The following is a 17,805-nucleotide window of genomic DNA, read 5'->3' on the forward strand; positions in this document are numbered from 1 at the left end:
GCGGAAACGCTGTCGTTGACGCTGCCGGCGGTGGTCACCACCGATCTGCGCCTGAACGAGCCGCGCTACGTGACGCTGCCCAACATCATGAAGGCGAAGAAGAAGCCGCTGGAGACGCTCAAGCCCGAGGATCTCGGGGTGGACGTCACGCCGCGTCTGAAGACGCTGAAGGTGGTCGAGCCGCCGAAGCGCAGCGCCGGCGTGAAGGTGGCGGATGTGAAGACGCTGGTCGAGAAGCTGAAGACCGAAGCCAGGGTGCTGTAAGGAGACGGACGAAATGACGAATCTTGTAATAGCAGAACACGACGGCGCTTCGATCAAGGCAGCGACGTTGAACACGATCGCGGCGGCGCAGAAGATCGGCGGCGACATTCACGTGCTGGTGGCGGGCCACAACGCACAGGGCGCGGCGGACGCGGCGGCGAAGATCGCAGGCGTGAGCAAGGTGCTGCTGGCCGACGCCGCACAACTCGAAGCAGGCCTGGCAGAAAACGTCGAGGCGACGGTGCTGGCGCTTGTGCAAGACCCGGCGAAGCATTATTCGCACATCCTCGCGCCGGCCACCGCGTACGGCAAGAACATCGCGCCGCGCATCGCGGCGAAGCTCGATGTCGCGCAGATCAGCGACATCACCGCGGTGGACAGCGCCGACACGTTCGAGCGCCCGATCTACGCGGGCAACGCGATCGCCACGGTCCAGTCGCAGGACGCGATCAAGGTGATCACGGTGCGCACGACCGGCTTCGACCCGGTTGCAGCAGAGGGCGGCAACGCAACGGTGGAGAAGATCGAAGCCGCCGCCGACACGGGCCTGTCGCAGTTCGTGAGCCGTGAAGTGACGAAACTGGACCGCCCGGAATTGACCTCGGCGAAGATCATCGTATCGGGCGGGAGGGGGCTTGGCAGCGGCGAGAACTACACGAAGGTGCTGGAGCCGCTGGCCGACAGGCTGAACGCGGCGCTGGGCGCATCGCGCGCGGCGGTCGACGCGGGGTTCGTGCCGAACGACTACCAGGTGGGCCAGACGGGCAAGATCGTGGCGCCCCAACTGTACGTGGCGGTGGGCATCTCGGGGGCGATCCAGCATCTGGCGGGCATGAAGGACTCGAAGGTGATCGTCGCGATCAACAAGGATCCGGAAGCGCCGATCTTCAGCGTCGCCGACTATGGTCTGGTGGGCGATCTTTTTCAATCCGTTCCCGAACTCTTCGATGAGCTGACATAAGCTGACGTGAGTTAAAGGGAACCGGGTGGCACTGACCAATAACCCCGAGCATGGGCGAAACAGGAATGGAGACGTTTTATCTTGCCATTGACGTCGGCACCGGCAGCGTACGCGCAGCTCTGGTCGATGCGCGTGGCGCAATACGCAGTCTCGCCGCGCGCGAGCACGAGCAGATCGTGCCGCGCTATGGCTGGTCGGAGCAACGGCCCGCGGACTGGTGGGACGGCGCCGTGCATGCCATCCGCGAAGTGCTCGGCAGCACACCTGGTGCGGCGAACAACATTGCAGCGGTATGCGCGTGCGGCCAGATGCACGGCACGGTGCTCATTGATGCCGACGGCCACCTGACCCGCGAAACCGCGCCGCTCTGGAACGACAAGCGCACGCTCGCTCAGGTCGAAGCCTTCCGCAAACGCCATGACGCAGCATCGTGTCTCGCGCGGACTGCGAATCCCGCCACACCCGCGTGGCCGGGTTTCAAGCTGCAGTGGATCAAGGCGCACGAACCGGACGCCTATGAACGTGCCAGCACCGTGTTCATGCCGAAAGACTATGTGAATTTTCGTCTGACCGGGGAGCGCGCCTGCGACTGGACGGATGCATCCACTACTTTCCTGATGGATCCCGTCACGCGCACATGGTCGCAGACGATGCTGGATGCGCTTGGACTCGACGGGCGCAAGATGCCCGCCATCCGCGCGCCGCTCGATCTGCTCGGCAGCGTGACCGCAGGTGCCGCAGCGGCGACGGGGTTGCGCGAAGGAACACCCGTGCTGGTCGGCGGGGCCGATTACCCGGTGTCCGTGCTCGGCTCCGGTGTGTACGCACCCGGACTTGCGTCGGATATCACCGGGACGTCTTCCATCATCACGGTGATTGCAGACAAGCCCATGCTCCATCCCGAAGTGTCTAACCTTGCGACCTGCGAAGGGCTATGGGGCCGCTTCATGCTCCTCGATTCGGGCGGCGACGCGATGCGCTGGGCACGTCGCGCGTTCCACGAAAACACGCTCTCTTATGACACCGTCGCTCAAAAGGCGGCGAGTGCGCCGGTCGGATCGGAAGGGTTGTTTTTCCTGCCGTATCTGACGGGCGAGCGGTTAGGCGAGCATTCCAATTCGCGCGCGCAGTTCTTCGGAATCGCAGCGAAGCACGGGCTCGCGCATCTGCATCGCGCGGTGCTTGAGGGCGTGGCGTTTGGCGTGCGCCGGCACATCGCGCTGCTTCAGTCGCCGGGAGCGACCATCGAGCGGCTCGTTGCCGCGAGCGGTGGCGCGAAGGCGGCGCTGTGGCTCGAGATCAAGGCGAGCATGTACCGCACACCGATTCTCGTGCCCGCTGAGGTGGAGTGCGGCGTGATGGGCTGCGCGATCCTCGCGGCTACCGCGCACGGTCAGTTCGCGAACCTGGGCGCCGCGGTCAACGCGTTTGTCCGTTTTGAGCGCGAAGTTCAGCCGGACCCTTACGCAAGCGATACCTACGACCGCATGATGCCCATCTTCGAGCGTTTGTACCTGCATTCGCAGCAGTTTTACGACGATCTCGATTGTCTCTCCCAGGATGACGCATGACCCTCACTCGAAACATCAAGGCCATTCTCTGGGACATGGACGGCACGCTCGCCGAAAGCGAAGCGCTGCATCTGCATACGTTGGTGAGGGCGCTCGCGTATCACGGCATTGAGGCTGGCGACGAACTGCATCCGCTGATCTTCGGCAAAACCGGTCAGCAAGTACACACGCTGTGCTGCGAGCGTTTTGGACTGTCGACGGATTTCGGCGCATGGTCCGCGTTTCGTGCGCGTTGCTACCTCGAAGCCGCACCGTCAATCAGGCCGCGTGCGGGTGCGCTCGACGTCTATCACGCGGCAAAAAGCGCGGGCATCGCGCAGGCCATCGTATCGAACTCGTCGCGCATGCTGCTCGAAGCGAATCTTGCCGCGCTTGGTTTGCAGGAGCCGCAGCTAGTGACGGTGAGCGCCAACGACGTAAGAGCCGGCAAACCCGATCCCGAGCCGTATCAACGCGCAGCGTGGTTGCTGCGCGTGAATCCGGAAGAAACGATTGCCATAGAAGACAGTCCGACGGGTGCGCTTGCGGCCATTGCTGCTGGCATGCGATTGCTCGCATGGCCGCAGGACGAGGCGGGTGCCGCACTGTTTCATCCAGCCGCGCAAATCGTGCGCTCCGCGCAGGAGCTGGCCGCCGCGCTCGATCTTCCTTTATTCACCACGAGCTGACACGATCATGTTAAGAACCAGTGTTTTTCCATCGCGCTACGTGCAGGGCGCCGGCGCGCTCGATTCACTCGACGTCGAACTCGCGCGCCTCGGCACGACCGCGGCGTGTCTTGTCGACAGCAACGTGGCCGCGCTGCTCGAACCGGCTTTGGCACGCGCGACCCATGTCGCGCTGAAGGTGCGTGCGGTGCAGGCTGCCTGCACCGAGCAATCCATCGCCGCCACGGCGGCATGGATCAACGCGTCCGGCGCGGATATCGTGGTGTCGTTCGGCGGCGGCAAGGTAGTCGACACAGGACGTGCCGCCGCTGACGATCTCCGTTTGCCATTCGTGTGCGTGCCGACCATTGCGGCATCGGATGCGCCGTGCTCGTCGCTGGCGGTGATCTATGACGACGCGGGGCGCGTGGTGCGTGACCGCTTCGTCCGACGCAACCCGGATCTGGTGCTGCTCGATTCCAGCCTGATCGTGCGGGCGCCGGTACGGTTCTTTATCGCAGGCATAGGCGATGCGCTGGCGACGTTCTACGAAGCCGACGCCTGCCGTCGTTCGGGGGCATCGAACCTGTGCGGGGGACGCGGCACGGCGTTCGCATTCGAAGCCGCACGGTTGTGTCGCGATACGCTATTCGCACACGCGGTGCAGGCGGTAGCGGACTGCCGCAATCAAACCGTCACGGCCGATTTCGACGCCACGCTCGAAGCAACCGTCTTGCTGTCCGGCATCGGCTTTGAATCGGGCGGCGTCGCGGCGGCGCACGCCATTCATCATGGACTCGCAGATCTGCCGTCGTCGCACACGCTGTTGCACGGCGAGAAAGTCGCAATCGGCACGCTTGCCTCGCTGTTTCTATGGCCGGTGTCCGGGGAAGAGCGTCAACGCGTGTTCCGCTTCTGCCGCGCGGTCGGTTTGCCGACGCGCCTCGCTGACGTCAACGTCGATGTCGAAGATGAAACCGCCCTGGAAGCCGTGGCGCAGCGTGCATGCCGCACCGGCGAAATCATCCATAACGAGCCGTATCCGGTTGACGCTGCGATGGTCGTGGCCGCCTTGAAGGCGATGGACCACTACGCGCGTTTGCTGGACAGCATGAACGAACCCGAACAACGTGAACAGGAGACAACCTGATGACAGCAATGGAAAGCGTGCAGGTGCGTGGGCAGGAAGTTAACGCCTTCCGGCCCGGCTTGTTTCAAGGCAGGACGGTGCTGGTATCCGGTGCGACGAGCGGGATCGGTCTCGCGATTGCGCAAGGATTCGCCGCACTGGATGCGCACGTGGTCGCGACCGGTAGTTCGCAGGCCAAGCTGGATGCGCTGAATGCGGATCGGACGCTCAAAGGCATTCGTTTTGCGCGGCTGGACGTGCGCAATCACGATGACATCCTGCGTTTCGTCGCGGAAATGGACGCGCTCGACGTGCTGGTGAACGCTGCGGGCGTCGCCCGTCCCGCGGACGAATACCGCGATGACGTGTTTCGCGAGGTGATTGACGTGAATCTCACGGCGGCGATGCGGCTTTCGATGGCGGCGCGCAGCCGGCTGGAGAAGTCGAAGGGCACGGTGATCAACGTCGCGTCGATGCTCAGCTATATCGCCGACGTGGAAGTGCCGGCTTATTGCGCGAGCAAGACGGGCATCCTGGGTTTGACGCGTTCACTGGCGCACGCCTTCGGCATGGCCGGTGTGCGGGTCAATGCCATTGCACCAGGTTATCACCGGACCAACATGACGCGGCCGCTCTGGGAAGATCCACCGAGCGCCAGCAAGATTGCGGCGCGCAGCGCGTTGAAACGCTGGGGCGAGGTCGACGATCTGGTGGGCGCGGTACTGTTCCTGGCTTCGCCGGCCTCCGCGTTTATCACGGGCACGACACTGCCGGTTGATGGAGGTTACGCCACCGGCGTTTGAATCCCGGCAGGTCGCTTGTCCGGACCGCAGGATGTTCGCTGCGGTCAAGATCTCGCCAAAGACGCGGTAGCTTGCCGGTATCGGGATTTCCATCCCCGGATGGGCTTGTCCGATACCGTCAAGTCAGTCGGCTGGTTTCGTTCAAAGGAGTACCGGTAATAAAAACTTCGTTGAACGCGCGTTCGCGAAATGCGTGACCCGGTAAGACCAGGGCACGAGACCCATCGTCTTCAGAACTGCGCGTCCGCCCGCGCAACCGCGCGCGGACCGCGCCCGCCCGACAAGATCCTCTCAATTGCGAATATCGAACCTGAATTCCTGCAGCAACGATTCCCGCAAGCGAACGAACGCTGGACTGCCCCGATCGCGCGGACGCGGCAAATCCACGGGGACGATCCTGAACGGAGTATCCGCCCCGGCGCCCGACATCACCACGATCTTGTCGGCCAGGTAGACTGCTTCTTCGATATCGTGCGTCACCATCACCATGGTGACCTGTTCTTCCAGCCAGATGCGCTCCAGCTCCTGCTGCATTGCCATCTTCTTCATCGCATCCAGCGCGCCGAGCGGTTCGTCGAGCAGCAGAATGTCAGGGTTGATGGCCAATGCCCGCGCGATACCCACACGCTGCGCCATGCCGCCCGATAACTGGCCTGGGTACGCGGTACGGAAATTCTCCAGTCCAACGAGGCGCAGATATTCGCCGATTCTCTGGCGCAGCGCTTCACCGGCGTACTTCTGCAATTCCAGCCCGAAAGCGATATTCGCTTCGACCGTCAGCCACGGCAGCAGGCGCGGCTCCTGAAAGACCATCGCCCGCTCGCTGCTGACGCCGGTCACGATCTCGCCGTCCACTTTCACGGTTCCGCGATCGCCCTTTTCCAGTCCGGCGAGGATGCGCAACAGGGTCGTCTTGCCAGAACCGCTGGCGCCCACGATGACGACGAATTCGCCCGCCGCGATATCGAGCTCGACGTCCTTCAGAACCGGCACGACGGACCCATTGATCCTGAACGACTTGCTCAGACGGTTGATCTGCAGCTTGTGCGGTGACCCGCTAACCGACACCATACCGACATTCTCCTATTGAGACGCGTAACTGTTATACCGGTTCGTCTGCACGGCGTTGACCGACAGTTGTCCCTTGTGCAACTTTCCTTCCCGCTCAAAAACGTCGAGCCAGAACTGCGCATCGTGATCGGTGAAGAGGGCATGCGGCCTGAGTCCGAAACCGGGCCAGTAGCCCACGAGCGCCGGATTTTCACCGCGTTTCGCAAGCAGTTGCGCGATCAGCTTTCTCGCGTCGTCCGGATGTTCGGCGGCCCAGTCTGCCGCTCTCGCGGAATCGGTCACGAATGCGCGCGCGGCTGCGGGGTGGGCCTCGACAAACGTTTTACGCATGACGTCGTAGCCCAATATGATGTCGCCGAGAATCTGATAATCGTCGAACAGCACGCGCACCCCGCCATCGGCCTCGAGCTTGCCGGCAAATACCGCCTGCCATGCTCCGACAGCGGCCACGTCAACCTGGCCCGAGCGAAGCGTCTGTTCCAGTTGCGGCCCGGGAACCACGATGAGCCTCACTGCATTCTGCGGAATCTTGTGAATCCGCAGATACTCGCGCACCGTATAGTCGAGATGGGCGCCCAGCGTATTCACGGCGATGGTTTTGCCGATCAGGTCACTGGGTTTGGTAATCGGGCTTTTCGCCAGCACGTAGAAGTTGCTCTTCACCGTCTTGCTGAGGCCGCCGCCCGGCTTGACGGCGATCACGTCGTTGCCGTTGGAGATCGCATTGAGCACCGCCGCGGTCGCGGCTCCCGCCACATCGACCGAACCCGACGCTATCGCGAAGAGACTCTCCGGGCCGCCTTGCGAAAAGCCTTTCGATTCCAGCGCGACGCCATCGGCCTGAAGCCATCCCTTCGCCGCGGCGATCTCGCTGGCATTGATCGAGCCGGCATTGCTCAGATAGCGGATCACGGTGACTTTCTGCGTGCCTGCCGCGGGCGCTGTCTCCGCAGCGTGGGCACTGGCGAGAATGGCCAGTCCCGCTGCCAATAGTCCCACCTTATTCAAAACCAGATTTCTGAACCCATGGACCATCGGTCTGCCACTCCAGTATTTTTGTGCGGATGAAGTTATGAAAAACGTGATGAGGCAATGGTGCTGCTGGTACCGGATTCATCCGATGTCCCTCGGATCGGCCCATTTGCAGATTCTTCTTTGCAGGAAGATCAACGAGTAGTTGCTGAGCAAACCGAGGCCGGCCAGCAGGACGATCGCGCCAAACATGAGCGGGATCTGAAAGTTGTATTGGGCCTGCATGATCTTGAACCCGAGCCCCTGATTGGCCCCGATCATTTCCGACGCCACCAGCATCAGCAAAGCCATCCCGGCGCTTAACCGCAGCCCGACGAAAATCGAGGGAATCGCACCGGGCAGCGTCACGCGACGGAAAGTCTGCAGTTTCGACGCGCCAAACATGCTCGCCATCTCGATCAGACGCCGGTCGACCTGCTTGACGCCAGTCATCGTATTCATCAGCAACGGAAACACCGTTGCCCAGAAAATCACGAACACCTTCGACGTTTCCCCGAGACCCATCAGCAGAATGAAAATCGGGTAGACCGCGAGCGCGGACGTTTGACGGAACATCTGCAAGACCGGATCAATCGCGTTCTCGAACCGTGTATACGTACCCATTACCAGACCTAGCGGGATTGACACGACGACGGCCGCGCCGAACGCGATGCCCGCCCGCTGCAGGCTGACAAGCAGGTCGCCGAGCAGCACGCCATTGACCAGCGCGGCAAACAGCGCGCGCACGACGGCATCGACAGGCGGAATCACCGCTGGATTGAGCCATCCGCGCGAGCTGGCAATCTGCCATAGCGCGAAGAACAGGATCAGCACGCCGTATCGATTGAGAAAGGCCCAGATCTTCAGATTGCGGACTTTTTCAATTGCAGGATCAAACGCTTTGAAGGTCGGTCTTGCAGCAAAATGGCCTGTCTGTTCCAGCTGTCTTTCGGCCATGCGGTTCTCCAGGTAATCTAATTACGTAGACGTGAATCCGTTATTCAAAACACTTGCGGTAGATGCGCAGCACCGCAACTTTACCGAACAACCATCACGCCGTGATAGATTGAATTCTTGATAGAACAGGCTTAAAAGTGCTTAGCAAAATATGGTCTAAACACTTGCCGATATCCGGGGTAATCCGGAATGTGCATTCGAGTGTTGCGGCTATGGCAGGGGAGCCCGGCCATGCGCCGCTGGACGGCGTGGTCGTGGGTGTGCGGTATGTAGGAGCCGGGAAGGCGCTGCACAGCGGAATCGCGAACTTACTGTTCAGTCTGGAGTGTTCGTTCCGGGTATATCCGCAAAAAAGTCTGAGAAAGGGGAGGTGGAGCCGCTGTCAAAACATCAGTAATGCTTTGTGTTTTGTCTCTACGAGCGACTCTTGCATGGCACTCTCGTTTGCATGCCCAGCCTGAATTACACGTCGATCATTCGATTGCATACCCGCCTCTTCTCACCGAGGGAGCACCGACGCAAACATCCGCGATTTTCAGGTCGAGCTGCGAGCCTGCGCGGAGGGTACGCCGACGGGTTCAGGCGACGTGCAGTATCCGAAAGCCAGGTTTCCGTAGATCAAGGTGACTATCTACCGGTTTCGCGGCCATGAAGGGCTGTCGGATCCAGGATCATCGATGGATGCCGAAGGTCACTGACGTGCGCAACGGGTTCCTGTTTGCCGCGAGCGAGCGCTGACGCGAAGATGACCCGAAGTACGGGCGCTATCCGGATTCGGGCGGCAAGTCGGGTGGGCAGAAGGAAAAGAAGGCTCGGGCGATTCGCGCGGCCAGCCTCGCGTATCAGTTTGGCCTGGAACGGGGCGCGGTACGGTCACGCGCGTTCCGGTTCGTGGTTATCGACGAGGCGTTCGGACGCGGCTCGGACGAATCCGGTTTCGTAAAAATTTGCGGCTTGAGCAAGAGCATATCGGCTTCCGGTGGGTTGAAACCGCGCTTGCAACTCTTGCAAGACAGTGAAATAGCCTTTCCACTGCCCCAGACGGATATACCGGGAATGTACCGTCGCAATAGATTAGTGTCGTTTTCCGCGGCCACCAGAGCAATTCGAATTGCTCGCTGATTTCGCGCAGTTCACCCCATCGACGTCGTTGAACCTCGACCTGCCTCCAGGTCGTGTCCGTCGATGCGGTATGAGAGACCATGGCCCGGCAGCAAAACGGCTACCTTTGATCAGCCACTGCCGGTTTTTGAGTCCTTGAAGATCAAGGGCTTGCGGCTCCCGGTGCTACCGTTTTACCCGAGCTACAGACGTTTGTTGCTGCCGGCGGGCGAGCTCGAAAGGAGGGCCGTGTCGCCGATGGCGGGAGATTTCACGGCGTAAAAGATGAAACGCTCGCGAAGGCGGGGCTGGCGCGCCTGGCGGCGCGTTCCGTTCCGCACTTCCTGCATGCGGTTTCAGTACCTGCGAGTACTGACCCTGTGGCGATGCTCCCGTCGCGCCTCGTTCGGAACGACAGTTGCCGGTTCGATGTGATCCGAACCCGGTGGCGCGCTGACACCGAACGGCACCGTTATCGCCATGCACACAGAGATGCCGACGATATAAAGTAACGCGGATTAATCCGTCAGACGAATACCGAACAACGTTGCCTGCGACTGACGAATGCGCTGCGCTTCGCGATGGCGCGCGGCGTACGAGTAGTCCGAATCCAGGGGCAGATGGTGCGATGCAAAAAGATCGCTAACCTTTTGAAAGAGTGCGAAAAGATAGCTCATGGCGATTCCTTGTTGAATGCTGGATAGAGGGTTTTCCCTTAGAGGCAATAATAGGGTTTTCCCTAATAAAAAGCCAGAAAAAAATCGCGTCCCCGGTGTGGTCGTCCGTCGCATGTCTTTTTGCTGTGAGCCGCGCGGTGGGGTCCGACCAGAACAGGATCGTGGGGACATCGGGCGCCAGCCGTGGCCACGCAATAATCGGGAAATCTGTCAGATCAGCGCCAGAACTTCCTTTGAGCAGCCTGATAGAATGCCAGAGCCTCAACGTGCTGGATTGCTGATGAGATTGCTTGATGCACTGGTCGAACAACGTATTGCCGCCGCAGCCGCGCGGGGCGAGTTCGACGATTTACCCGGCGCCGGCCTGCCGCTGACGCTCGATGACGACGCCCTCGTCCCCGAGGAAGTGCGCGTCGCAAACCGGATCCTGAAGAACGCGGGCTTCGCGCCGCCGGCTGTCGAACAGCTGCGGGCGCTGTGCGATCTTCAGAGCGAACTGAAAGCGGTCAGCGACAACACCACGCGCGGCCGTCTTCAGGCAAAAATGCTCGCGCTCGACATGGCGCTCGAATCCCTGCGTGGTGGCCCGATGGTCGTGCCGCACGAATACTGCCGGCGTATCGCCGAGAGGCTGTCGGAGCGCGCCCTGATCGATGGGTCCGGCGAGGTGGTCTCGTCGTGAGCGAGCATGCGCCGGATTCCGCCTCGAACGAACGCGACCGCCATTTCATGTCACTCGCTCAGGTAGCGGCCGAGGCGGCGCGGGCGGCGGGCGAGGTGCCGGTCGGCGCGGTCATCGTGCGGGGCGACGAAGTCATCGCGACGGGCTTCAATCACCCGATCGGCGGACACGATCCGTCCGCACATGCCGAAATGGCCGCGCTGCGCGCCGCGGCAGAAGCGCTCCAGAACTACCGGCTGCCCGGCTGCGAGCTGTTCGTCACGCTCGAACCGTGTCTGATGTGTGCCGGCGCCATCATGCATGCGCGCATCGCGCGCGTCGTGTTCGGCGCGCGTGACCCGAAAACAGGTGCGTGCGGCAGTGTCGTCGATGCGTTCGCGAATCCGCAGCTCAATCATCACACGACGGTCGTCGGCGGTGTGCTCGAGGACGCGTGCGGCGAGGCGCTCAAGTCTTTCTTCGCAGACCGGCGTCGGGCGAGCCGTGAAGCGCGTTCGGCCCGCACGACAGAATCCGCGTCTGTGGCCAGCGATGCATCCACGCCGGCCGAAACGCGTTAATCTGAACCGTCCCCATCAGAACGTGTACTCATTTCACCTATGACCGCGCATCGCACCATCGAACTGATCGCACCCTCGGGCTATCCGCATGATCCGGCTGTCGTTCACCGCGCGCTCGGCCGGCTTCGTCAGGAAGGGCATCACGTCGTGGGCGTGCCGGCAACCGAGCGGCGCTTTCAGCGGTTCGCGGGTACGGATGGCGAGCGCGCCGCGGAACTCAACCGCCTCGCGGATGCGTCACGCAAGCTGCCCGACATCGTGCTGACCGTGCGTGGCGGCTACGGCGCGGTGCGCATCCTGCACGGCCTCGACTACGAGGGCCTGCAGCGGCGCCTCACGGATCAGCCCATTGCATTCGTCGGCCATAGCGATTTCACGGCCATCCAGATGGCGCTGCTGTCGCGCGCCGGTCTGACGACTTTCGGCGGTCCGATGCTGATGAGCGATTTCGGCGCCGAGAAAGTCAGCAACTTCACGATGCAGCATTTCTGGGAAACGCTGTCGAAACCGTCTTTCACGGTCACGAGCCGCATTCCTCAGGTTCAGCCCGTCGATGTCAGCGGCATGCTGTGGGGGGGCAATCTGGCGGTGCTGGCGTCGCTCGTCGGCACGCCGTATATGCCGCCCGTCGAACACGGCATTCTTTTTCTCGAAGACATCAACGAGCAGCCGTTCCGGATCGAACGGATGATCTACCAGCTGCATCTGTCAGGAATTCTTGCGCGACAGCAGGCGCTCGTGCTCGGCGATTTTTCCGGCGGCAGACCGTTCGATTACGACAATGGCTACGACCTGAATGCGATGATCGCGCAGATCCGCTCGGTGATTGGTATTCCGGTGATCACCGGCCTTCAGTTTGGCCACATCGAGGATATGGTGACGCTGCCTGTCGGCGCTGACGCGCAACTCAAGGCGGACGGACACGGCTTTACGTTGACGGTCTCCGGATATCCATACCTCACCTGAGATTCGTTTTATCCGGAAGGAGAGCGGGCGTTGCCCGCTTTATTTTCATCTTTAAACGCAACTAACCGTCAGTTATTTCAACGCCACCGCACGCACGCGCGATGTTGGCGAAGAGAAAATTTGTTGACAAAATGTCGGCCAGAAAATGGCTGGCAATTTCACCGTAGAATCGCCATGGACGCCTTGATAGAGCGCATCTGTCTGGCAGATCCAATTCGGCAGCGATTGTTCGCCCCAGGGATTGTCACTAATTTGCACGTAAAATTGTTGACAATTTTAATGTCCATCCTAAGATGACCAACATACCGAGACACACATCATGTCCGAGAACATATCCGCAGCTTCCGCAGGCACGAAACCCGAAGTGATCGCCGAGCGCATTCGCGCCGCGATCCTCGAGCATCGGCTTTCGCCAGGCGCCAAGCTAACCGAAGCGCAGCTCTGCGAAGTGTTCAACGTGAAGCGTGGACCGATCCGTCAGGCGCTTGCGCTGCTCGCGACCGACCACCTCGTCGATCTCGAGCCGAATCGCGGTGCGTTCGTCGCAAGCCCGTCGCTGCAGGAAGTGCATGAGGTCTTCGAGATGCGTCGCATCGTCGAACTCGCGGTCGTTGAAAAGATTTGCGCCGGGCACGGGGTGCGCCGGCTGAAAGGCATCGGCGGCACGATCGGCCGCGAACGCAAGGCGTTCGAAACGCGTGATTTTCCCGCGTGGATCCGTCTGTCCGGCGAGTTCCATACCGAGCTTGCGTCGCTGACGGGCAACACGGTGCTGTGTGACTGCCTGAACGGCCTCGTCGCGCGTTCGACACTGATCTCGGCACTGTACGAATCGCTGGGTCGCAGCCCGTGTTCGTTCGAGGATCACGAAGCGATTCTCGCCGCGCTCGACGCCGGCAATGCAACAGAAGCCGCGGCGCTGATGTCGCGCCATCTGCAAAGCGTGGAACTGAAGATGCTCGACCGCCCGGCGAACAGCGCGGCGGATCTGCACGAAATATTTGGCGCGCGCGCGGGCCGGCACGTGTAAGCCACTGGCATGACAACGGCGCGCCCGCAGCGGCTGCGCTGCACTGAACGTGAACCGAAGATCGAATGAATGCACGGTGACCCGGCTGCGCTGATACGCAGCGCACCGTGCTGACGAAGACGCTGGATACGGGTCCGCGGCCCGTTTCAAGCCATGAAAACAAGTACGTAAGTACGGAGACAACCGCGGCGCCCGCATGCACACGCGACTTGCCGGAATGAAAAACGGCGCGCAACGCAGGCGGACGAGAGTGCCCCACGATCAGTGTTCGACTGGTCTCATTCCAAGGAGGAGTCATGGCTCAGTTCAGTGCAGCATCGGGTAACCCCGCCATTCCCACGTTCGAAGCGGGTGCCGTTGAAGGCGATCCATCCATGCCCGCGGGCTACAGCGAACGTTTGTACAACGAAGATCTTGCGCCGCTGAAACACCAGACGTGGAGCGCATACAACATCTTCGCGTTCTGGATGTCGGACGTGCATAGCGTCGGCGGTTATGTGTTCGCGGGAAGTCTCTTCGCACTCGGCCTGACAAGCTGGCAGGTGCTGATCGCGCTGCTCGTCGGCATCGCGATCGTCAACCTGCTGTGCAACCTGATCGCAAAGCCGAGCCAGCTCAACGGCGTGCCGTATCCGGTCGCGTGCCGCTCGACGTTCGGCGTGCTCGGCGCGAACGTGCCGGCTGTGATTCGCGGCCTGATCGCGGTGGCGTGGTATGGCATCCAGACGTATCTCGCGTCGAGCGCGCTCGTGATCGTCGTGCTCAAGTTCTTCCCGCAAATGCTGCCTTATGCCGACGTACACCATCACGGCTTCATGGGGCTGTCGACGGTGGGCTGGGCGGGCTTAATGGTGCTCTGGGTGCTTCAGGCATTCGTGTTCTGGAACGGCATGGAGACGATCAAGAAGTTCATCGACTTCGCCGGACCGGCCGTGTATATCGTGATGTTCATTCTGGCCGGCTACATGGTGTGGCGCGCGGGCTGGCAGAACATCGGCATCAACCTGGGCGGCGTGAAGTATCACGGCATGGAAGTCGTGCCGGTGATGATCACGGCGATCTCGCTGGTCGTGTCGTACTTCTCCGGGCCGATGCTGAATTTCGGCGACTTCTCGCGCTACGGCAAGAGCTTTCGCAGCGTGAAACGCGGCAATTTCTGGGGCTTGCCGGTCAACTTCCTCGCGTTCTCGCTGGTCACGGTGATCACGACGGCCGCCACGCTGCCGGTGTTCGGCCAGCTGATTACCGATCCGGTCGAAACGGTGGGCCGCATCGATTATCCGATGGCCGTCGTGCTGGGCGCGCTGACCTTCACGATCGCGACGATCGGCATCAACATCGTGGCGAATTTCGTCTCGCCGGCGTTCGACTTCTCGAACGTGGCGCCGCGTCTCATCAGCTGGCGCGCGGGAGGGATGCTGGCGGCGGTGGCGTCGATTTTCATCACGCCGTGGAACCTCTTCAACAACCCGACGGTGATTCACTACACGCTCGATGTGCTCGGCAGCTTTATTGGTCCGCTGTACGGTGTGCTGATCGTCGACTTCTACCTCGTGAAGCGTCAGAAGATCGAACTGCACGATCTGTACTCGATGTCGGAAAAGGGCGCGTACTGGTATCGCAACGGCGTGAACTACACGGCTGTCATGGCGCTGCTGCCGGCGGCCGCGATCGCGGTTGCCTGCGTGCTCGTGCCAGGCATGAACGGCATGGCGAATTTCTCGTGGTTCATTGGGGCGCTCCTCGGCGCCGTGTTCTATCGCGCGCTCGCGCACAAGTAAGCGACGTTGCGGCAAGGAGTCGACATGCGTATCAAGCTCATCAATCCCAACACGACGCAACGGATGACGGACGCGATGGGCCGCTGTGCCCGTGACGTCGTCGCGCCCGGCACCGAACTCGTTGCGGTCAGCCCGACGATGGGGCCGCCGTCCATCGAAGGCTATTACGACGAGGCGCTTGCCACGCCGGGCCTGCTGGCCGAGATCGCGGCGGGCGAGCGCGAGGGCTTCGACGGCTACGTGATCGCGTGTTTCGGCGATCCGGGGTTGTACGCGGCACGCGAGCTGGCGCGCGGACCGGTGATCGGCATCGCCGAAGCCGCGATGCACGCGGCGAGCGTGCTGGCGCCAGGCTTTTCCGTCGTGACGACGCTGTCGCGCACCTGCGGCATGGCGTGGCATCTCGCCGAGCGCTACGGCATGAAGCGCTTTTGCCGCAACGTCCGCGCGACCGACGTCGCCGTGCTCGAACTCGACCGTCCGGGGTCGGCGGCGCGTCGCATCATTCTCGACGAATGCCGTCGGGCGCTCGACGAAGACGGTTCGGACGCAATCGTGCTCGGTTGCGCGGGCATGGCCGAACTGTGCGCGGAAATCGAGGATGCGCTGGGGGCGCCGGTTGTCGAGGGCGTCACGGCGGCGGTCAAATGGGTCGAGGCACTGGTGTCGTTGCGTCTGGGTACAGCGAAGCGCGGCGACTATGCGCGGCCGCTGGCAAAACGCTACGACGGCGAGTTCGCGCGTTTCAGCCCGACGGGTGACGCCGTGGGTGCGACTCGCGCCCCCGGCGTTTCGGGTGTGACAGGTGTAGCGGCAGTAGGGGTAAACGCGAGCAGTTCGACTGGCGAAACCGCGTTCACGGCGCCGGCGCACATACATTCCGTCTGACCCGCACTATCTGTCCGGATGTATGGGCGCATCCGGGTGTTTTCGCTACACTGGCTTCGTCCTGGCGGCAGGACGGCGACGCGGTTTTCCGCCGTTTCGCGCCTGTCGCCCCCGCGGATTCCCGTCGCAACGTCATTACCCGGTTTTCGTCAAATCATGTCATCCGATTCGAACTATCCACGCGATCTGATCGGCTACGGCCGCCATCCGGTGCAGGCGAACTGGCCCGGTCGCGCCCGCGTCGCCGTGCAGTTCGTGCTCAACTATGAAGAAGGCGGTGAGAACTGCGTGCTGCACGGCGATCCTGGCTCGGAGCAGTTCCTGTCGGAAATCGTCGGCGCGGCGGCCTATCCGTCCCGGCACATGAGCATGGAGTCGATCTACGAATATGGCTCGCGTGCCGGCGTGTGGCGCATCCTGCGCGAATTCGAAAAACGCGGGCTGCCGCTGACCGTGTTCGGCGTGGGCATGGCGATCGAACGTAACCCGGAACTCGCGCGCGCATTTGTCGAACTCGGTCACGAGATCGCATGCCACGGGTATCGCTGGATTCACTATCAGGACATGTCGCCGGAGAAAGAGGCGGAGCACATGCGTCTTGGCATGGAGGCGATCGAACGCGTCACGGGCGAGCGTCCGCTTGGCTGGTACACCGGCCGCGACAGTCCGAACACCCACCGTCTCGTCGCGGAATACGGCGGCTTTCTGTACGACTCGGATTATTACGGCGACGACCTGCCGTTCTGGATGGACATCGAAGTGACGGGCGGCGAAACGAAACCGCAACTGATCGTGCCGTACACGCTCGACACCAACGACATGCGTTTCGCGAGCCCGCAGGGCTTTAACACCGCCGATCACTTTTTCACGTATCTGCGCGACGCGTTCGACGTGCTCTACGAAGAGGGCGACGAAGCACCGAAGATGCTGTCGATCGGCATGCATTGCCGGCTGCTGGGTCGTCCGGGCCGCTTCCGTGCGTTGCAGCGTTTTCTCGATCATGTCGAGCAGCACGATCGCGTCTGGGTAACACGGCGCGTCGATATCGCGCGTCACTGGCGCGAACATCATCCTTACCAGCACAACAACCTCGGGGCAGCGGTATGAAGGCCATGCAATATTCCCTCGACCAGCTCAATCACATCTCGACCGACGCGTTCGTCGCGGCGCTGTCGGGCATTTTCGAACACTCGCCGTGGGTCGCCGAAATCGCTGCTTCACAACGGCCTTACGCCGATATCGACGCGTTGCATCGCACGATGTCGCACGCGGTCGAAACGGCTGGCGAAGCAAAACAGCTCGCGCTCATCAACGCTCACCCGGAGCTCGCCGGTAAAGCCGCGGTGCGCGGTGAACTGACCGCCGAGTCGACGCGCGAGCAGAGCGGGGCTGGCCTCTCGCAGTGTACGCAGGAAGAGTTCGACAACCTGTTGCACCTGAACCAGGCCTATCGCGAGAAGTTCGGCTTTCCGTTCATTCTCGCGGTGCGCGGCTATGACCGCCACGGCATCATCGCGAACTTCGAGGCGCGCGTGAACAACAGCCGTGCGGACGAGTTACGCGCGAGTCTCGACCAGATCTATCGCATCGCACGCTTCAGACTCGACGACCTGATCAACGCGTAAGCGCGTCAGGCGCACCGGGCGCGTCAGACGTACCACGCAGGCCGGAACGAAATCGAAGCGAAGCGCTTTTTGCACTAACAG

18 protein-coding genes and 2 pseudogenes are annotated in these 17,805 nt (G+C 61.8%); 16 read left to right on the forward strand and 4 right to left on the reverse strand.

The window, feature by feature from the left end; all coding sequences use genetic code 11:
• From BLV45_RS24355 to BLV45_RS24380, 6 genes are all read left to right on the forward strand, one after another.
• Positions 1-264: electron transfer flavoprotein subunit beta/FixA family protein (locus tag BLV45_RS24355; RefSeq protein WP_407671055.1), on the forward strand; the 264-nt coding region annotated here is incomplete at its 5' end.
• Positions 265-277: 13 nt separating this feature from the next.
• Positions 278-1,225: an electron transfer flavoprotein subunit alpha/FixB family protein gene (locus BLV45_RS24360; RefSeq protein WP_090537453.1), complete on the forward strand. Its 948-nt coding sequence runs from the start codon at positions 278-280 to the stop codon at positions 1,223-1,225.
• Positions 1,226-1,290: 65 nt separating this feature from the next.
• Positions 1,291-2,796 carry a xylulokinase gene (locus BLV45_RS24365; protein ID WP_090537455.1) on the forward strand — a complete coding sequence of 502 codons (1,506 nt, stop codon included), beginning with the start codon at positions 1,291-1,293 and terminating at the stop codon, positions 2,794-2,796.
• Complete coding sequence (locus BLV45_RS24370; protein WP_090537457.1) at positions 2,793-3,464, forward strand: HAD family hydrolase; 672 nt, start codon at positions 2,793-2,795, stop codon at positions 3,462-3,464. The genes BLV45_RS24365 and BLV45_RS24370 overlap by 4 nt, the downstream gene beginning before the upstream one ends.
• Before the next feature lie 7 nt (positions 3,465-3,471).
• The gene (locus tag BLV45_RS24375; RefSeq protein ID WP_090537458.1) at positions 3,472-4,593 is read left to right on the forward strand and encodes a glycerol dehydrogenase; all 1,122 of its coding nucleotides are present in this window, start codon (positions 3,472-3,474) and stop codon (positions 4,591-4,593) included.
• Positions 4,593-5,375: an SDR family NAD(P)-dependent oxidoreductase gene (locus BLV45_RS24380; protein ID WP_245753519.1), complete on the forward strand. Its 783-nt coding sequence runs from the start codon at positions 4,593-4,595 to the stop codon at positions 5,373-5,375. Before BLV45_RS24375 ends, BLV45_RS24380 begins: the two co-directional genes overlap by 1 nt.
• 291 nt (positions 5,376-5,666) lie before the next feature.
• Here the strand turns inward: BLV45_RS24380 and BLV45_RS24385 are convergent, their stop codons facing one another.
• The 3 genes from BLV45_RS24385 to BLV45_RS24395 form a co-directional block, all read right to left on the reverse strand.
• Positions 5,667-6,368, reverse strand: coding sequence for an ABC transporter ATP-binding protein (locus BLV45_RS24385; RefSeq protein WP_245753521.1), 702 nt, complete (start codon positions 6,366-6,368; stop codon positions 5,667-5,669).
• Between the two features lie 90 nt (positions 6,369-6,458).
• A complete protein-coding gene (locus BLV45_RS24390; RefSeq protein WP_090537464.1) occupies positions 6,459-7,436 on the reverse strand; it encodes an ABC transporter substrate-binding protein in 978 nt (325 codons plus the stop codon).
• A 123-nt stretch (positions 7,437-7,559) separates the two neighbouring features.
• A complete protein-coding gene (locus BLV45_RS24395; protein ID WP_090537466.1) occupies positions 7,560-8,414 on the reverse strand; it encodes an ABC transporter permease in 855 nt (284 codons plus the stop codon).
• A 509-nt stretch (positions 8,415-8,923) separates the two neighbouring features.
• Here BLV45_RS24395 and BLV45_RS24400 point away from each other — a divergent pair.
• Together BLV45_RS24400 and BLV45_RS28015 are read left to right on the forward strand one after the other, a co-directional pair.
• Positions 8,924-9,347, forward strand: a pseudogene (locus tag BLV45_RS24400) (SbcC/MukB-like Walker B domain-containing protein); the annotation flags it as partial.
• Between the two features lie 425 nt (positions 9,348-9,772).
• Positions 9,773-9,928: pseudogene (locus BLV45_RS28015) on the forward strand (LysR family transcriptional regulator); the annotation flags it as partial.
• A 105-nt stretch (positions 9,929-10,033) separates the two neighbouring features.
• Here BLV45_RS28015 and BLV45_RS27660 read toward each other — a convergent pair.
• Positions 10,034-10,192, reverse strand: a complete 159-nt coding sequence (locus tag BLV45_RS27660; RefSeq protein WP_176954241.1) for a hypothetical protein — start codon at positions 10,190-10,192, stop codon at positions 10,034-10,036.
• Positions 10,193-10,472: 280 nt separating this feature from the next.
• Between BLV45_RS27660 and BLV45_RS24405 the strand changes: the two genes are divergently transcribed.
• The 8 genes from BLV45_RS24405 to uraD all read left to right on the forward strand — a co-directional run bounded on the left by BLV45_RS24405 (position 10,473) and on the right by uraD (position 17,724).
• A complete protein-coding gene (locus tag BLV45_RS24405) occupies positions 10,473-10,874 on the forward strand; it encodes a DnaJ family domain-containing protein (protein WP_090537467.1) in 402 nt (133 codons plus the stop codon).
• Positions 10,871-11,434, forward strand: coding sequence for a tRNA adenosine(34) deaminase TadA (tadA, locus tag BLV45_RS24410; protein ID WP_090537469.1), 564 nt, complete (start codon positions 10,871-10,873; stop codon positions 11,432-11,434). The genes BLV45_RS24405 and tadA overlap by 4 nt, the downstream gene beginning before the upstream one ends.
• A gap of 39 nt (positions 11,435-11,473) precedes the next feature.
• Complete coding sequence (gene ldcA, locus BLV45_RS24415) at positions 11,474-12,400, forward strand: muramoyltetrapeptide carboxypeptidase (RefSeq protein ID WP_090537471.1); 927 nt, start codon at positions 11,474-11,476, stop codon at positions 12,398-12,400.
• A gap of 319 nt (positions 12,401-12,719) precedes the next feature.
• Positions 12,720-13,430, forward strand: a complete 711-nt coding sequence (locus BLV45_RS24420; protein ID WP_090537473.1) for a GntR family transcriptional regulator — start codon at positions 12,720-12,722, stop codon at positions 13,428-13,430.
• 296 nt (positions 13,431-13,726) lie between these two features.
• On the forward strand, positions 13,727-15,211 hold the full coding sequence (locus BLV45_RS24425; protein WP_090537475.1) for an NCS1 family nucleobase:cation symporter-1: 1,485 nt from the start codon (positions 13,727-13,729) through the stop codon (positions 15,209-15,211).
• Between the two features lie 24 nt (positions 15,212-15,235).
• Positions 15,236-16,099, forward strand: coding sequence for an aspartate/glutamate racemase family protein (locus BLV45_RS24430; RefSeq protein ID WP_090537477.1), 864 nt, complete (start codon positions 15,236-15,238; stop codon positions 16,097-16,099).
• A gap of 156 nt (positions 16,100-16,255) precedes the next feature.
• Positions 16,256-17,206 carry an allantoinase PuuE gene (gene puuE, locus BLV45_RS24435; RefSeq protein ID WP_090537478.1) on the forward strand — a complete coding sequence of 317 codons (951 nt, stop codon included), beginning with the start codon at positions 16,256-16,258 and terminating at the stop codon, positions 17,204-17,206.
• The gene (uraD, locus tag BLV45_RS24440; protein ID WP_090537480.1) at positions 17,203-17,724 is read left to right on the forward strand and encodes a 2-oxo-4-hydroxy-4-carboxy-5-ureidoimidazoline decarboxylase; all 522 of its coding nucleotides are present in this window, start codon (positions 17,203-17,205) and stop codon (positions 17,722-17,724) included. Before puuE ends, uraD begins: the two co-directional genes overlap by 4 nt.
• Positions 17,725-17,805 lie beyond the last annotated feature (81 nt).

The organism is Paraburkholderia sartisoli (assembly GCF_900107685.1).
In the GTDB taxonomy this organism is placed as follows: Bacteria; Pseudomonadota; Gammaproteobacteria; order Burkholderiales; family Burkholderiaceae; genus Paraburkholderia; species Paraburkholderia sartisoli.

Bases quoted from the DNA above. Each gene is read 5' to 3' on its own strand.
- BLV45_RS24360 (WP_090537453.1), top strand. From the start codon at position 278: ATGACGAATCTTGTAATAGCAGAACACGACGGCGCTTCGATCAAGGCA.
- BLV45_RS24365 (WP_090537455.1), top strand. From the start codon at position 1,291: ATGGAGACGTTTTATCTTGCCATTGACGTCGGCACCGGCAGCGTACGC.
- BLV45_RS24370 (WP_090537457.1), top strand. From the start codon at position 2,793: ATGACCCTCACTCGAAACATCAAGGCCATTCTCTGGGACATGGACGGC.
- BLV45_RS24375 (WP_090537458.1), top strand. From the start codon at position 3,472: ATGTTAAGAACCAGTGTTTTTCCATCGCGCTACGTGCAGGGCGCCGGC.
- BLV45_RS24380 (WP_245753519.1), top strand. From the start codon at position 4,593: ATGACAGCAATGGAAAGCGTGCAGGTGCGTGGGCAGGAAGTTAACGCC.
- BLV45_RS24395 (WP_090537466.1), bottom strand. From the start codon at position 8,414: ATGGCCGAAAGACAGCTGGAACAGACAGGCCATTTTGCTGCAAGACCG.
- BLV45_RS27660 (WP_176954241.1), bottom strand. From the start codon at position 10,192: ATGAGCTATCTTTTCGCACTCTTTCAAAAGGTTAGCGATCTTTTTGCA.
- BLV45_RS24405 (WP_090537467.1), top strand. From the start codon at position 10,473: ATGAGATTGCTTGATGCACTGGTCGAACAACGTATTGCCGCCGCAGCC.
- ldcA (WP_090537471.1), top strand. From the start codon at position 11,474: ATGACCGCGCATCGCACCATCGAACTGATCGCACCCTCGGGCTATCCG.
- BLV45_RS24420 (WP_090537473.1), top strand. From the start codon at position 12,720: ATGTCCGAGAACATATCCGCAGCTTCCGCAGGCACGAAACCCGAAGTG.
- BLV45_RS24425 (WP_090537475.1), top strand. From the start codon at position 13,727: ATGGCTCAGTTCAGTGCAGCATCGGGTAACCCCGCCATTCCCACGTTC.
- BLV45_RS24430 (WP_090537477.1), top strand. From the start codon at position 15,236: ATGCGTATCAAGCTCATCAATCCCAACACGACGCAACGGATGACGGAC.
- puuE (WP_090537478.1), top strand. From the start codon at position 16,256: ATGTCATCCGATTCGAACTATCCACGCGATCTGATCGGCTACGGCCGC.
- uraD (WP_090537480.1), top strand. From the start codon at position 17,203: ATGAAGGCCATGCAATATTCCCTCGACCAGCTCAATCACATCTCGACC.